The 14,835-nt window shown below is 67.1% G+C and carries 13 protein-coding genes; 6 read left to right on the top strand and 7 right to left on the bottom strand.

Annotated elements, in window-relative coordinates; genetic code table 11:
• Nucleotides 1-87 precede the first annotated feature (87 nt).
• From ACIBAG_RS11070 to ACIBAG_RS11060, 3 genes are all read right to left on the bottom strand, one after another.
• A complete protein-coding gene (locus ACIBAG_RS11070) occupies nt 88-1,365 on the bottom strand; it encodes an MFS transporter (RefSeq protein ID WP_399103511.1) in 1,278 nt (425 codons plus the stop codon).
• A 98-nt stretch (nt 1,366-1,463) separates the two neighbouring features.
• Complete coding sequence (locus tag ACIBAG_RS11065) at nt 1,464-2,546, bottom strand: inositol-3-phosphate synthase (RefSeq protein ID WP_399103508.1); 1,083 nt, start codon at nt 2,544-2,546, stop codon at nt 1,464-1,466.
• Nucleotides 2,547-2,590: 44 nt separating this feature from the next.
• The gene (locus ACIBAG_RS11060; protein ID WP_399103506.1) at nt 2,591-3,274 is read right to left on the bottom strand and encodes a helix-turn-helix transcriptional regulator; all 684 of its coding nucleotides are present in this window, start codon (nt 3,272-3,274) and stop codon (nt 2,591-2,593) included.
• 352 nt (nt 3,275-3,626) lie between these two features.
• On the opposite strand from ACIBAG_RS11060, the gene ACIBAG_RS11055 reads away from it, so the two are divergent.
• Together ACIBAG_RS11055 and ACIBAG_RS11050 are read left to right on the top strand one after the other, a co-directional pair.
• Complete coding sequence (locus ACIBAG_RS11055) at nt 3,627-6,314, top strand: transglycosylase domain-containing protein (protein WP_399103504.1); 2,688 nt, start codon at nt 3,627-3,629, stop codon at nt 6,312-6,314.
• A gap of 239 nt (nt 6,315-6,553) precedes the next feature.
• Complete coding sequence (locus ACIBAG_RS11050) at nt 6,554-8,053, top strand: glycosyltransferase family 87 protein (protein WP_399103502.1); 1,500 nt, start codon at nt 6,554-6,556, stop codon at nt 8,051-8,053.
• A gap of 113 nt (nt 8,054-8,166) precedes the next feature.
• Here the strand turns inward: ACIBAG_RS11050 and ACIBAG_RS11045 are convergent, their stop codons facing one another.
• The 3 genes from ACIBAG_RS11045 to ACIBAG_RS11035 form a co-directional block, all read right to left on the bottom strand.
• The gene (locus tag ACIBAG_RS11045; RefSeq protein ID WP_399103500.1) at nt 8,167-9,198 is read right to left on the bottom strand and encodes an alanine racemase; all 1,032 of its coding nucleotides are present in this window, start codon (nt 9,196-9,198) and stop codon (nt 8,167-8,169) included.
• Nucleotides 9,199-9,296: 98 nt separating this feature from the next.
• Complete coding sequence (gene femX, locus ACIBAG_RS11040; protein ID WP_399103498.1) at nt 9,297-10,415, bottom strand: peptidoglycan bridge formation glycyltransferase FemX; 1,119 nt, start codon at nt 10,413-10,415, stop codon at nt 9,297-9,299.
• Between the two features lie 217 nt (nt 10,416-10,632).
• Nucleotides 10,633-10,947, bottom strand: a complete 315-nt coding sequence (locus ACIBAG_RS11035; RefSeq protein ID WP_399103496.1) for a hypothetical protein — start codon at nt 10,945-10,947, stop codon at nt 10,633-10,635.
• A gap of 287 nt (nt 10,948-11,234) precedes the next feature.
• On the opposite strand from ACIBAG_RS11035, the gene rpsF reads away from it, so the two are divergent.
• The 4 genes from rpsF (at nt 11,235) to rplI (ending at nt 12,973) form a co-directional block, all read left to right on the top strand.
• Nucleotides 11,235-11,525: a 30S ribosomal protein S6 gene (gene rpsF, locus ACIBAG_RS11030; protein ID WP_003956532.1), complete on the top strand. Its 291-nt coding sequence runs from the start codon at nt 11,235-11,237 to the stop codon at nt 11,523-11,525.
• Nucleotides 11,526-11,605: 80 nt separating this feature from the next.
• The gene (locus tag ACIBAG_RS11025; protein ID WP_399103493.1) at nt 11,606-12,190 is read left to right on the top strand and encodes a single-stranded DNA-binding protein; all 585 of its coding nucleotides are present in this window, start codon (nt 11,606-11,608) and stop codon (nt 12,188-12,190) included.
• Between the two features lie 81 nt (nt 12,191-12,271).
• Nucleotides 12,272-12,508, top strand: coding sequence for a 30S ribosomal protein S18 (gene rpsR, locus ACIBAG_RS11020; protein ID WP_003949403.1), 237 nt, complete (start codon nt 12,272-12,274; stop codon nt 12,506-12,508).
• A gap of 18 nt (nt 12,509-12,526) precedes the next feature.
• Nucleotides 12,527-12,973, top strand: a complete 447-nt coding sequence (gene rplI, locus ACIBAG_RS11015) for a 50S ribosomal protein L9 (protein ID WP_194043864.1) — start codon at nt 12,527-12,529, stop codon at nt 12,971-12,973.
• A gap of 129 nt (nt 12,974-13,102) precedes the next feature.
• Here the strand turns inward: rplI and ACIBAG_RS11010 are convergent, their stop codons facing one another.
• A complete protein-coding gene (locus ACIBAG_RS11010) occupies nt 13,103-14,440 on the bottom strand; it encodes an MATE family efflux transporter (protein ID WP_399103491.1) in 1,338 nt (445 codons plus the stop codon).
• Nucleotides 14,441-14,835 lie beyond the last annotated feature (395 nt).

Genomic DNA, 14,835 nt, shown 5'->3' with positions numbered 1-14,835 from the left:
GGTGTGTGACGCGAGCAATGCGCGTTATAAGACGGACGTAAGTTACCGGCCACCGCTGACAGTCCCTCAGTCGAGGGGGGCTCTGTGTCATTGATGTGACACAGAGCGGTGTTCAAAGCGGGCCATAGCCGCAGCAACTGCCGCGTAGATAACGGCGACTGTGGCCAGGAGAGGTGTCGAGCGACCGTCGGGCGGCAATATCAGGGCGGCCACGCCGGCGGCTCCGACGAACGCGATGTTGAACAGCACGTCGTAGACGGAGAAGATCCGGCCACGGAAGCCGTCCTCGACCGAGGTCTGCACGATCGTGTCCGTCGCGATCTTCGCGCCCTGTGTCGTCAGGCCCAGGACGAATGCCGCCACCAGCATGGGAGTTGTGGCGAACGGGAGGCCGAGCGCGGGGACCAGGATCGCCGCCGTCGCCGCGCACACCACGATCCAGCGGCCTGGCCCAAGCCGTCCCGCGGACATGGGGGTTGCCACGGCGGCGGCGAAGAATCCCGCGCCGGAGACGGCCAACGCCAGCCCCAGCAGGGCGAGTCCGTCGTCGGCGTTCGAGGAGAAGGCGTACCGGCAGAGCATCAGCAGCATGACCAGCAGGGCGCCGTAGCAGAAGCGCATCAGGGTCATCGTGAACAGCGCCCAGGCGGCCTTCCGGCGCGGCGGAGCGGCGAGATGGCGTACGCCTGCCGCCAGGTCGTGGGCGGTACCGGAGAGGGCAGCTGCGAGGCGCGGCTGGACCAACTCGATGTCCGGGCCCAGCAGTTCCCGTGACATGCGCAGCGACGCGAGCCCCGCGCACAGGTACAGCACGGCTGCCAGGAGCACCACGGCGGCATCGGAATCCGAGATCAACAGCCGCACCACAAAGGCCAGACCGCCCCCTGCGAACGCGGCGAGCGTTCCTGCAGTGGGGGAAACGGAGTTGGCGATCACGAGTCGCTCTTCGTCGACCACGCGTGGCAGGGCGGCGGACAGGCCGGACAGGACGAAGCGGTTGACGGCGGTGACGCACAGGGCGGAGACGTAGAAGAGCCAGTCCGGGACCTGGGTGAGGATCAGGACGGCCGTCGCCGAGGCCAGCACGGTGCGCAGCAGGCTGCCGTACAGAAGAACCTGGCGGCGACGCCAGCGGTCCAGCAGTACGCCGGAGAACGGGCCCACCAGGGAGTACGGCAGGAGCAGCACCGCCATCGCGGAGGCGATCGCTGCGGCTGAGGTCTGTTTCTCCGGCGAGAAGACGACGTACGTGGCGAGCGCGGTCTGGTAGACGCCGTCGGCGCCCTGTGAGAGAAGGCGTACGGCGAGCAGGCGCCGGAAGTTCCGGAAGCGCAGCAGGACCCGCAGGTCGCGTACGACGGACATGGGGCACAGCCTCACATATGGGAAGGTCCCCGGGCGGTACAACCCGGGGACCCTCGGCAGCTCTGGCAGGAGCGTTCTGATGCGGCGCTGCGTTGCTGCTAGCGCTCGACTTCGCCCTTGATGAACTTCTCCACGTTCTCGCGGGCCACGTCGTCGAAGTACTGGACCGGCGGGGACTTCATGAAGTAGCTCGAGGCCGACAGGATCGGGCCGCCGATGCCGCGGTCCTTGGCGATCTTCGCGGCGCGCAGGGCGTCGATGATGACGCCTGCCGAGTTCGGGGAGTCCCAGACCTCGAGCTTGTACTCCAGGTTCAGCGGGACGTCACCGAAGGCGCGGCCCTCGAGGCGGACGTACGCCCACTTGCGGTCGTCGAGCCAGGCGACGTAGTCGGACGGGCCGATGTGGACGTTCTTCTCGCCGAGCTCCCGGTCGGGGATCTGGGAGGTGACGGCCTGCGTCTTGGAGATCTTCTTGGACTCCAGGCGCTCACGCTCGAGCATGTTCTTGAAGTCCATGTTGCCGCCGACGTTCAGCTGCATCGTGCGGTCCAGGATGACGCCGCGGTCCTCGAACAGCTTCGCCATCACGCGGTGCGTGATGGTGGCGCCGACCTGGGACTTGATGTCATCGCCGACGATCGGGACGCCTGCCTCCGCGAACTTGTCCGCCCACTCCTTCGTACCGGCGATGAAGACCGGCAGGGCGTTGACGAAGGCGACCTTGGCGTCGATGGCGCACTGGGCGTAGAACTTCGCCGCGTCCTCGGAACCCACGGGCAGGTAGCAGACGAGGACGTCGACCTGCTGGTCCTTGAGGACCTGGACGACGTCGACCGGCTCCTCGGCGGACTCTTCGATGGTGGCGCGGTAGTACTTGCCGAGACCGTCGAGGGTGTGGCCGCGCTGGACGGTCACACCGGTGCGCGGCACGTCGCAGATCTTGATCGTGTTGTTCTCGCTGGCGCCGATGGCGTCCGCGAGGTCGAGGCCGACCTTCTTCGCGTCGACGTCGAAGGCGGCGACGAACTCGACGTCCCGGACGTGGTAGTCGCCGAACTGCACGTGCATCAGGCCGGGGACCTTGGACGCCGGGTCGGCGTCCTTGTAGTACTCGACTCCCTGAACCAGCGACGCGGCGCAGTTGCCCACGCCGACGACGGCTACGCGAACCGAACCCATTCCGGTTGCTCCCTGTGTGTACGAGTGAGGCCCTGACTTGGCTCTCACGTGGCGGTGTCGTCGGGCGTATCCGGCCGGGGGGCATCCCCCGGCCGGGGCAGGCCGCCCGGCGCTCCAGATGTGGTGTCCCGCGAGTCGGACCCCCCGGAGGCGGAACCCTTCAGGTCCCGCCCGGCCCGCTCGCTCTCGATGAGCTCGTTCAGCCAGCGCACTTCGCGCTCCACGGACTCCATCCCGTGGCGCTGGAGCTCAAGTGTGTAGTCGTCGAGGCGCTCCCGGGTGCGTGCCAGAGAGGCACGCATCTTCTCCAGGCGCTCCTCCAGCCGGCTGCGGCGACCCTCCAGCACGCGCATGCGCACGTCCTGCGGTGTGCGTCCGAAGAAGGCAAATCGGGCAGCGAAGTGCTCGTCCTCGTACGCGTCAGGGCCGGTCTGGGAGAGCAGTTCCTCGAAGTGCTCCTTACCTTCCGCCGTCAACCGGTAGACGATCTTGGCGCGACGGCCCGCGAGTGGCGCGGCGAGCGCGTCCTCGGCGGTGTTCCCCGGTTCCTCGATCAACCAGCCGTTGGCGACCAGCGTCTTGAGGCAGGGATAGAGCGTGCCGTAGCTGAAGGCACGGAACACGCCCAGCGACGTATTGAGTCGTTTGCGCAGCTCGTAGCCGTGCATCGGGGACTCGCGGAGCAGTCCGAGTACGGCGAACTCGAGGATCCCGGAACGTCGGCTCATCCCCTCGCCTCCTCGACTTATCTCGCGCTGATGTATCGACTCGATACATCACGACGATAGAACGCCCTCCCGGACGCGACAAGTGGGGGAACGGTGAACGGGATCACATCAACGATTCATGTGGAGCGAGTTGCCGGATTTGGGGTGAAGTTCGGGTCTAGGAGGGCTTTGCCGGTGCGTAGTCTGTGCGCCATGCACACCACCGGGAACCGAGCGACGTCCGTGGGCGTCGTTGTCCTTGGTGCAGTACGGGTGAATGCGGAACCGACCACATCCGTACTCCGGGGGGACCGGAAAACCGCCGTCGTTGCCAGGCGCCCAGGGGTGCGCCTGCCCGAGGAGTAGTCGTTCGATGAGCGAGCACCGTCGCAAACCGCCGCAGCCGCAGGGAGGCGGACGTGCCGCGGCCCGACGCGGCCAGTCCGGCTCGTACTCCGGCCGCCGCGCGGCACCGCGAGGCGCCACCGGATCTCCTTCCGACTCTTACGGGTCGGGTACCGGCGGTTCGGGAGGCGAGGAACGTCAGTACGGCGGCCGCGCCGAGGCACGCCGCGCGGCCCAGAGAAGTGCCGGCGGCCGCCGCAGAGCGGCCGAGCCCGGCCGGGGAGGCAGGCGTGCTGCGCCCGGCGGCCCGAACGGCCCCGGGCGGGGCCGCGGACGTGCCGCTCCCCCCGGCAAGAAGCGATTCATCGACTATCCGCGCGCGGGCAAGTACGGCGTCGGGCGCTGGCTGCCTTCGTGGAAGCTCGTGTCGGGCCTCTTCCTGGCCTTCTTCGGGAGCCTGGTGGCCGTGGCCGGTATCGGTTACGCCATGGTGGGCGTCCCCCAGGTCGACCTGGCCGCGAAGGCGCAGAACAACGTCTACTACTGGTCCAACGGAGACGAGATGGTCTCCACGGGCGGTGAGACGAACCGGCAGATCATCAACCTGTCGCAGATCCCCAAGGCGATGCAGAACGCCGTGATCTCGCAGGAGAACAAGACCTTCCGCAGCGACAGCGGCATCGACCCCAAGGGCATCGCCCGCGCCGTGTTCAACATGGCCACCGGTGGCGAGACGCAGGGTGGCTCCACCATCACCCAGCAGTACGTGAAAAACGCGAGGCTGGGCGACCAGTCGCAGACGATCTCGCGTAAGTTCAAGGAGATCTTCATCTCGGTCAAGGTCGGCACCACGATGTCGAAGGACGACATCATGGCCGGCTACCTGAACTCCGCTTACTACGGCCGCAACGCCTACGGGATCCAGGCCGCCGCCCGCGCGTACTTCAACAAGAGCGCCATCGACCTGAACGAGGGTGAGTGTGCCTTCCTGGCAGCCATGCTCAAGGGCGCCACGTACTACGACCCCGCAGGTGCGACCTCCATCGATCCGGCGGCCACTCCCGAGGCGAACAGTAAGCGCGCCCTGGTTCAGATGCAGGACACCCTCACCAAGATGGTCGAGTACGGGCATCTGAGCCCGGAGGTTCGAGCCAAGTACACCAAGCTCCCCGAGTGGCAGAACCCGCGGTTCAACACGGCCCTGAGCGGCCAGATCGGCTACCTCGTCGACCTTGCCAACAGCTACCTGGTCAACAACAGCGACACGACCGGGATCACCGAGCAGAAGCTGCGCGAGGGCGGCCTCTCGATCTTCACGACCTTCGACAAGAAGAAGGTGAACGAGCTCGAGAAGGCGGTGACGAAGGTCTACAAGGCCAACATCAAGCCCGAAGAGCGGCCGAAGACCGACACCCACGTCCAGTTCGGCGGGGCCTCGGTGGACCCGTCCACCGGTGCGATCAGGGCCTGCTACGGAGGCTCCGACGCGACCAAGCACTTCACCAACAACTGCGATGTGACCGGTGCCCAGGTCGGCTCGACGTTCAAGCCGTTCGTGCTCGCCGCCGCGATGAAGTGGGGCGTCCGCAACCCTGACGGCCCTGCGGAACAGGCACAGGACGAACGCACCAAGGTCTCGCCGAAGAGCTTTTACAGCGGCAAGAACAAGCTCAAGATCAAGGACTACGACGGCCAGATCTGGCAGAACGAGAAGGGTGAGGAGTGGAACCAGGTCAACGACGGCGATGAGTCGTACGGCACTCCGCCGAGCTACCGGATCGACCTCCGTGAGGCGATGCGGGAGTCGGTGAACTCCGCTTTCGTGCAGCTCGGCATGGACGTCGGGCTGGACAAGGTGAAGGAGGCGGCGGTGGACGCCGGCGTCCTGGAGAGCAGCCTGGCCGGTGCCAACTACCCGTCCTTCTCCATCGGCACCTCCCAGCCGAGTGCCATCCGCATGGCGGGCGCGTACGCCACCTTCGCGGCCAGCGGTAAGCAGCGTGCTCCCTTCTCCGTCACCAAGGTGACGAGCAAGGACGGCGATGTCTTCACCCACGAAACCGTCACCAAGGACGCCTTCACCTCGGCGGTCGCCGACAACGTCACCGACGTCCTGAAGACGGTGGTCGAGGACGGCACGGGTACCAACGCCCAGCTGACCGGCCGTGAAGTGGCGGGTAAGACCGGTACCACGGACGGCAACCGGTCTGCCTGGTTCGTGGGCTACACCCCGCAGCTGTCGACGGCGATCTCGATGTTCAGGATGGACGACAACGAGAAGAACCAGAACCGTGAGTTCCTGAAGATGTTCGGAACGGGTGGCCAGGAGAAGATCCACGGTGCCTCGTTCCCGGCCGAGATCTGGCATGACTACATGGAGCAGGCGCTGAAGGGAACGAAGCCGAAGCCCTTCCCGACGCCGGAGTCCATCGGTGAGGTCATCAACGACATCCCGACCCCGACGCCCACTCCCACGCCCAGCCAGACCGAGGAAGCCAGCCCGACTCCGAGCCCGACGCCCAGTGAGTCGCTGACCTCGCCGACGCCCACGCCGACGGAGACCTGCTTCGGCTTCCAGTGCAATGACGTCGGAGGCAATGACAACGGCGGCGCTGACGGAGGCGTGACAGCGACGCCGACGCCAACGGAGACGGAGACCGACGGCAACGGCAATGGCAACGGCAACGGAGGCATCTTCGGCGGACCGTCAGGCTGACCGAGGGCTCACCGTGGCACGAAGGCCGGTGGCCGGCACCCCGCTTGGTGGGTGCCGGCCACCGGCCGTTTCACCTCTGGGGAGGCGCTCGGGCGTCGGCCTGTTTCACGTGAAACGTCGGTTTCACGTGAAACACTCAGCCGCAGAATTCCTTTGGCAGCGGTCTCCGCGGCGCAGGCACACACGACGTTCACCGGAGACCTGGGGACGTCTCAGGGACGTACGGCAGGATGTGCCTCATGCCCAGTGCAGAGACGACGCCCACGAGCGTGCACGAGCCGGACCCGGTGCGGCCGACCAAGGAAGACGAGGTCGCCGCAAGCGGGAGTGAGCTGATCGGTGGCCCCATCGGACGGCGCGCCCTGCTCGGGACGTCCTGGTGGACTCCCGTGCGGATCATCGCGCTTGTGGCGATCGGTATGTTCGCCCTCGGTCTGGTCCAGAAGGCACCCTGCTACAACGGTGCCTGGTTCTTCGGTGCCAGCTCGCAGTACACGCATGCCTGCTACTCGGACATCCCGCATCTCTACCAGGGCCGCGGATTCGCAGACGGGCTCGTGCCGTACTTCGACAAGCTCCCGGGTGACATGGAGTACCTCGAATACCCGGTGCTGACCGGCGTGTTCATGGAGGTCGCCTCCTGGCTCACCCCGGGCAGCGGCAGCATCCAGGACCAGGAGCAGTGGTACTGGATGGTCAATGCCGGGATGCTGATGGTCTGCGCGGCGGTCATCGCCGTCTGCGTGACCCGCACCCACACCCGGCGTCCCTGGGACGGCCTGCTGGTCGCCCTGGCCCCTGCCTTCGCGCTGACCGCGACCATCAACTGGGACCTGCTGGCCGTCTCTCTGACGGCCGCGGCGATGCTGATGTGGTCGCGGGGCCGCTCGCTCGCCTTCGGTGTCCTGCTGGGGCTTGCCACGGCCGCGAAGCTCTATCCCGTCTTCCTGCTCGGCCCGCTGTTCGTACTGTGTTGGCGCGTCGGCAAGTGGCGGGACTTCGGAAAGGCGCTGGGCGGCACCGCCTGTGCGTGGCTGGTCGTGAACCTTCCGGTGATGCTCCTCGCCTGGGACGGGTGGTCGCAGTTCTACCGGTTCAGCCAGGAACGGGGCGTCGACTTCGGCTCCTTCTGGCTGATCATGGCTCAGAACTCCACCGACCCGCTGAGCACAGAGACCGTCAACACACTCGCCACGCTGCTGATGCTCCTGTGCTGTGCCGGCGTCGCCGCGCTCACGCTCACCGCGCCGCGACGTCCGCGCTTCGCCCAGCTGGCCTTCCTGATCGTCGCGGCGTTCATCGTCACCAACAAGGTCTACTCGCCGCAGTACGTTCTGTGGCTGGTGCCCCTGGCCGTGCTGGCCCGGCCGAGGTGGCGTGACTTCCTCATCTGGCAGGCCTGCGAGGTGGCGTACTTCCTGGGCATCTGGATGTACCTCGCGTACACGACCAGCGGGGACGCTCACAAGGGGCTGCCGCCCGACGGCTACCACTGGGCGATCGGCGCACATCTGCTGGGGACGCTGTATCTGTGCGCCGTCGTCGTACGGGACATCCTCATGCCTGAGCGGGACCCGGTGCGCAGGGCCGGTGACGATGACCCTTCGGGCGGGGTGCTCGACCGGGCGGAGGACGTCTTCGTGCTCGGTCCCGCGGCCCATCCACCACGGCACGCGGCCCACTTCGACGGGCCGCAGGTGGAGTGGGGCAACCGAGAGGCGACCGGCGGTTCGCTCTGAGCGAACAGCGGGTAGGGGGTACGCGAAAGGCCGTACACGGGAGAGTCCGTGCACGGCCTTTGGCTTGTTACGACGACCCCGGGCGGTCGGTCAGCTGCGGCTGCAGGTGTTGTTCAGCGGTCCACGAGCCTGTCGAACTGCGTGGTGGTGTGCCGGAGATGGGCGACCAGCTCGTCGCCGACCTTCGGCTCAGGAGCGTCCGCGGGGACGAACAGGATCGAGACCTGCATGTGCGGTGGCTCGGCGAACCAGCGCTGTTTGCCGCCCCAGACGAACGGAGAAAGGTTCCGGTTGACCGTGGCGAGGCCGGCACGGGCGACGCCCTTGGCGCGCGGCATGACGCCGTGGAGAGCCTTGGGAGCCTCCAGGCCCACTCCGTGCGACGTACCGCCCGCCACGACCACCAGGAAGCCGTCGGAGGCCGCCTTCTGCTGCCGGTAGCCGAAGCGGTCGCCCTTGGACACCCGCGTGACGTCCAGGACCGCGCCGCGGTACTCGGTGGCCTCGTGGTCCCCCAGCCACAGCCGGGTGCCGATACGGGCGCGGAAGCGGGTCTGCGGGAACTGCTGCTGCAGACGGGCGAGTTCCTCGGCCTTGAGGTGGCTGACGAACATCGTGTGCAGCGGCAGCCTGGCCGCACGCAGCCGGTCCATCCAGCCGATGACCTCCTCGACGGCGTCCGAGCCGTCGGTGCGGTCCAGCGGCAGGTGGATGGCGAAGCCCTCGAGCCGGACGTTCTCGATGGCGGCGTGCAGCTGCGGCAGGTCGCGCTCGCTCACGCCGTGCCGCTTCATCGAGGACATCACCTCGATGACGACACGGGCGCCCACCAGGCCGTACACGCCGTCAACGGACGACACGGAGCGGATGACCCGGTCGGGCAGCGGCACCGGCTCCTCACCGCGCCGGTACGGCGTCAGCACCAGCAGGTCACCGCCGAACCAGTCCTTGATACGCGCGGCCTCGTACGTCGTGCCGACGGCGAGGACGTCCGAGCCCAGCCGCGTGGCCTCCTCCGCGAGCCGCTCGTGCCCGAACCCGTAGCCGTTGCCCTTGCAGACCGGGACGAGTCCCGGGAACTGCTCCTGCACGTGCTTGTGGTGCGCCCGCCAGCGCGCGGTGTCGACGTAGAGCGTGAGCGCCATGGCCGGACCTGGAACCTTTCTCGTGGCTGCGGTGTATCAAAGATATGGAAGCTATCGACGGTGCAGCTGTAGACGGTATCGGAGCAGGGAACGCGAGGTCAGCGACGCGACATGTAGATGTCGAGCGCCTTGTGGAGCAGCTTGTTCAGCGGGAAGTCCCACTCTCCGAGGTACTCGGCGGCCTGGCCGCCCGTGCCCACCTTGAACTGGATCAGACCGAAGAGGTGGTCGGTCTCGTCCAGCGAGTCGGAGATGCCGCGCAGGTCGTAGACGGTGGCGCCGAGCGCGTAGGCGTCGCGCAGCATCCGCCACTGCATCGCGTTCGAGGGCCGGACCTCACGGCCGATGTTGTCGGAGGCCCCGTAGGAGTACCAGACGTGGCCACCGACGATCAGCATCGTCGCCGCCGACAGGTTCACGCCCTCGTGACGGGCGAAGTACAGCCGCATGCGGTTGGGGTCCTCGGTGTTGAGAGCCGTCCACATGCGCTGGAAGTACGACAGCGGGCGCGGCCGGAAGTGGTCGCGCACGGCCGTGATCTCGTACAGCCGCTGCCATTCCTCAAGGTCCTGGTAGCCACCCTGGACTACCTCGACGCCGGCCTTCTCGGCCTTCTTGATGTTGCGGCGCCACAGCTGGTTGAAGTTCTTGTGGACCTCTTCCAGGGACCGGTTGGCCAGCGGCACCTGGAAGACATAGCGGGGCTGTACGTCGCCGAAGCCGGCCCCGCCGTCCTCGCCCTGCTGCCAGCCCATACGGCGCAGCTTGTCGGCGACCTCGAAGGCGCGCGGCTCGATGAAGTCGGCCTCGATGTCCCGCAGCCGCTTCACGTCCGGGTTCTGGATGCCCTGCTTGATGGAACCGGCCTCCCAGCGCCGGATGATCACCGGCGGGCCCATCTTCACGGAGAAGGCGCCCTGGTGCTTCAGATGCGCGAGCATCGGTTCCAGCCAGTCGTTCAGATTTGGCGCGAACCAGTTGATGACCGGGCCCTCGGGCAGGTAGGCGAGGTAGCGCTTGATCTTGGGCAACTGCCGGTAGAGGACGAGGCCGGCGCCGACCAGTTCCCCGCTCTTGTCGAACCAGCCGAGGCTCTCCGAGCGCCACTCCGCCTTGACATCGGCCCAGGCCGGAACCTGCATGTGGCTCGCCGCCGGCAGGCTCTGGATGTATGCCAGATGCTGCTCGCGACTGATCGTCCTCAGGGTCAGGCTCATTCGGGGCGCTCCTCGGGCTGGTGTGTCCCCATGGGTTCAGGGGCTCCGGCTCTCGCGCCGAAGCCTACTGCGCCTTTGGAGCGCCCCGACTGGGCGTACGGCAGCTTCGCCCCGGCCCGCTGGCAGCCGCGGCGTTCGACGGTGTTCTATGCGGTGTTCTGCCGGTGTTCGGAAGGCGGTCTCCGCAGCCGGCATCGGAAGGACAGTGCCCCTGGCGTCAGAAGACCCCGCCGAAGAGACCGCCGTGCGCCATGCCGAGGAAGAAGCCGACTCCTGAGGCGCCCAGACCCAGGATCAGGCCGAAGCGCTCGCGGGTGGTCTCCGAGATCCACTGGCCGTACGCGCCGGTGAGGATGCCCACCAGGCCGGTCCAGGAACTGAGCAGGTGCAGGTCGTCGTCCACGAGCGCCACGACGAAGGACGTGATGCCCAGCACCAGGGTCACCGCGAGCAGGGTGTCCTGGAGAGGGTGAGCCTTGCCGTCCGTGGCGAAGAGGCCTCCGACGGTATTGGGTCGCAATTCCTGTGCCATAGGGCACCTCCTGCGGAAGGCGGCGCATCGTAGCGCCATACACACCCGATGTGTACAGACTGACGGGCTCCGTGGGCGGATTTCAACCGGAAGCACGTGTGCGGGTACTCTGTACCGTCTGCACCGGTGTCTGCCCAGGCCATGCCAGGGAGTCCGCCCAGTCCACGCAGGGGAAGCCGCAACCGGCCCCCCGATTGTCAGTGGCGGCCGATACCGTTGCGTACGCATCACAACCCTCCTGCCACGGAACGACCGTGGCCGCTGAGTCCAAAGGAGGTGGGTTCCACATGCGTCACTACGAGGTGATGGTCATCCTCGACCCGGATCTGGAGGAGCGCGCTGTCGCCCCCCTGATCGAGAACTTCCTCTCCGTCGTCCGTGAGGGCAACGGCAAGGTGGAGAAGGTCGACACCTGGGGCCGTCGTCGTCTCGCGTACGAGATCAAGAAGAAGCCCGAGGGCATCTACTCGGTCATCGACCTGCAGGCCGAGCCTGCGGTCGTCAAGGAGCTCGACCGCCAGATGAACCTGAACGAGTCGGTCCTCCGGACCAAGGTCCTCCGCCCCGAGACCCACTGAGCTCTCCCGCTCAGCTGATCTCGGGATTCGAGTAGCAGCAGCAACCAAGCAGCCAGAGCAAACCCGCCGAGAGGTTCCCCATGGCAGGCGAGACCGTCATCACGGTCGTCGGCAATCTTGTCGACGACCCCGAGCTGCGCTTCACCCCTTCCGGTGCGGCGGTCGCGAAGTTCCGTGTCGCGTCCACTCCGCGCACCTTCGACCGTCAGACCAACGAGTGGAAGGACGGCGAGAGCCTGTTCCTGACCTGCTCGGTCTGGCGTCAGGCGGCGGAGAATGTCGCCGAGTCGCTCCAGCGAGGCATGCGCGTCATCGTGCAGGGCCGGCTGAAGCAGCGGTCCTACGAGGACCGTGAGGGCGTCAAGCGCACGGTCTACGAGCTGGACGTCGAGGAAGTCGGCGCCAGCCTGCGCAACGCCACGGCCAAGGTCACCAAGACCGCCGGTGGCGCTCGCGGTGGCCAGGGTGGTTACGGCGGCGGTGGCGGCCAGGGTGGCGGCGGCTGGGGCGGTGGCCCCGGTGGCGGTCAGCAGGGCGGCGGCGCTCCCGCCGACGACCCGTGGGCGACCGGCGCTCCCGCCGGTGGCCAGCAGGGCGGTGGCGGCGGCTGGGGTGGAAACTCCGGCGGCGGTGGCGGCGGCTACTCGGACGAGCCCCCCTTCTAGGCCTTCGGGTCCGGCCTCCGGGCCGGTCCGGGTCAAAGGGCGGGTCGTACCCAAACTTCTTGATCACACAGGAGAAACACCATGGCGAAGCCGCCTGTGCGCAAGCCGAAGAAGAAGGTCTGCGCTTTCTGCAAGGACAAGGTCACGTACGTGGACTACAAGGACACGAACATGCTGCGGAAGTTCATTTCCGACCGCGGCAAGATCCGTGCCCGCCGCGTGACCGGCAACTGCACGCAGCACCAGCGTGACGTCGCCACGGCCGTCAAGAACAGCCGTGAGATGGCGCTGCTGCCCTACACCTCCACCGCGCGCTAAGGGAAGGGTGACCGACTAATGAAGATCATCCTCACCCACGAGGTCTCCGGCCTCGGTGCCGCGGGCGACGTCGTCGACGTCAAGGACGGTTACGCTCGCAACTACCTCATCCCGCGGAAGTTCGCGATCCGCTGGACCAAGGGTGGCGAGAAGGACGTCGAGCAGATCCGTCGTGCTCGCAAGATCCACGAGATCCAGACCATCGAGCAGGCCAACGCTGTCAAGGCCCAGCTCGAGGGTGTGAAGGTCCGCCTGGCCGTCCGCTCCGGCGACGCCGGTCGCCTCTTCGGTTCCGTCACCCCCGCCGACATCGCTTCCGCGATCAAGGCTGCCGGTGGCCCCGAGGTCGACAAGCGCCGCATCGAGCTCGGTGCGCCGATCAAGACTCTGGGCGCCCACGAGACGTCCGTGCGTCTGCACCCCGAGGTTGCCGCCAAGGTCAACATCGAGGTCATCGCGGCCTGATCGTCGCGCTCGGCTTGAACAGCTGAATGAAGGGGCCGTACCCCGTTGGGGTGCGGCCCCTTCGCTGTGTCTCCGTTTCGGCGAGGTCGAGCGCGTTTCACGTGAAACACGCTGTTTCACGTGAAACGGTCAGCGGGTTGCTCCCGTGACGACCCAGCGGCCCGAACGGGCGCGTAGCCACAGCGTCAGCATGCGCACCGCCATCATCAGCGTCATCGCTCCCCAGAGCGCGGTGAGTCCGCCGCCGAGAACGGGGACGAGAAGTGCGACCGGAGTGAAGACCACCAGGGTGACCACCATGGCCCAAGCGAGGTAGGGGCCATCGCCCGCTCCCATCAGGACGCCGTCCAGGACGAAGACGACGCCGCAGATCGGCTGGGAGAGTGCCACGATCACCAGGGCTGGCAAGGCCGTGTCCGTGACTGAGGAGTCGCTCGTGAACAACGGCAGAAAGACTGGGCGTGAGATCACCACGAGGAGCCCGAGGACTACGCCGGCCGCGATGCCCCACTCCACCATGCGACGGCAGGCTGCCCGTGCGCCCTCGGCGTCGTCGGCGCCGAGATACCGTCCGATGATGGCCTGTCCGGCGATGGCGATGGCGTCCAGCGCGAAGGCGAGCAGGCTCCAGAGCGACAGGATGATCTGGTGCGCCGCCATGTCGGCGTCCCCGAGGCGGGCCGCGACAGCCGTAGCAATCATCAGGATGGCCCGCAGCGAGAGAGTGCGGACCAGGAGGGGCACTCCGGCTTGTGCCGAGGCTCTTATCCCGGCTGCGTCGGGACGCAGGGTGGCGCCGTGCTCACGGGCGCCGCGGATGACGACGACGAGGTATGCGGCAGCCATGCCGCACTGGGCGATGACCGTGCCCCAGGCGGAACCCGCGATGCCGAAGCCGGCGCCATAGACGAGACCCGCGTTGAGCGCGGCGTTGGCGACGAAGCCTGCGACGGCAACGTAGAGGGGCGTCTTGGTGTCCTGCATGCCGCGCAGAACGCCAGTGGCGGCGAGCACGACGAGCATGGCCGGGATACCGAGTGCCGAGATCCGCAGATAGGTGGTCGCGTACGGGGCCGCGGTGTCCGAGGCGCCGAAGAGTTCCACGAGGAACGGTGCCATGGGGAGGATGACCGCGATGACTGCCGCGCCGAGAAGCAGCGCCAGCCAGATGCCGTCCATGCCCTGTCGGATGGCGGCTTGGAGGTCGCCGGCACCCACGCGTCGGGCTACGGCCGCTGTGGTGGCATAGGCAAGGAAGACGAAGACGCTGACGGCCGTCATGAGGAGGGCGGAGGCGACCCCGAGCCCGGCGAGCTGTGCGGTGCCGAGATGGCCGATGATCGCGCTGTCGACCATGACGAAGAGGGGCTCGGCGACGAGCGCACCGAAGGCCGGGACGGCCAGTGCGACGATCTCTCGGTCGTGCTGTCGCCGGGCGGCCTTGGGAGTCGCTGGAGCCTGTGTCATGGCCACCAATCTAATCGTCCACAGGTAAGAGATGCAATGACGCAATGACCCTTACGGACTGTCTCGGGGTGTGCGCTTCTGTGTACCGCTCGAATCGATCTTGGTCCGACCGGGGAAGTTTTTCTTCTGCACAGCCGGTGGACGGCAAAAGCGCAGGTCAAAGCTGCTTCGTGGGAATCGTGCGGAGCTTGTTCACAGGGCTGTCCACCGGGTCGTGCACAGGTTTTGCGGAGTTCTCCACAGCATCCGGGCCGTCGTCCACATGGCCTGTGGATAACCAGATTGGCTGACGGTGCCCGCGGGCCTACGGTAGTCCGGCGCCCGCTCCGTCTGTCGGCCGTGAAAGCGTCACAAAACCGACGTGCCAGAACCGGAGTTGGGCCTCTTATTTGTCA

The sequence above is a fragment of the Streptomyces sp. NPDC051243 genome (assembly GCF_044455405.1).
Lineage (GTDB): Bacteria > Actinomycetota > Actinomycetes > Streptomycetales > Streptomycetaceae > Streptomyces.
The sequence above is the reverse complement of the archived record's forward strand: the minus strand, read 5'-3'. Positions and strand labels throughout refer to the sequence as shown.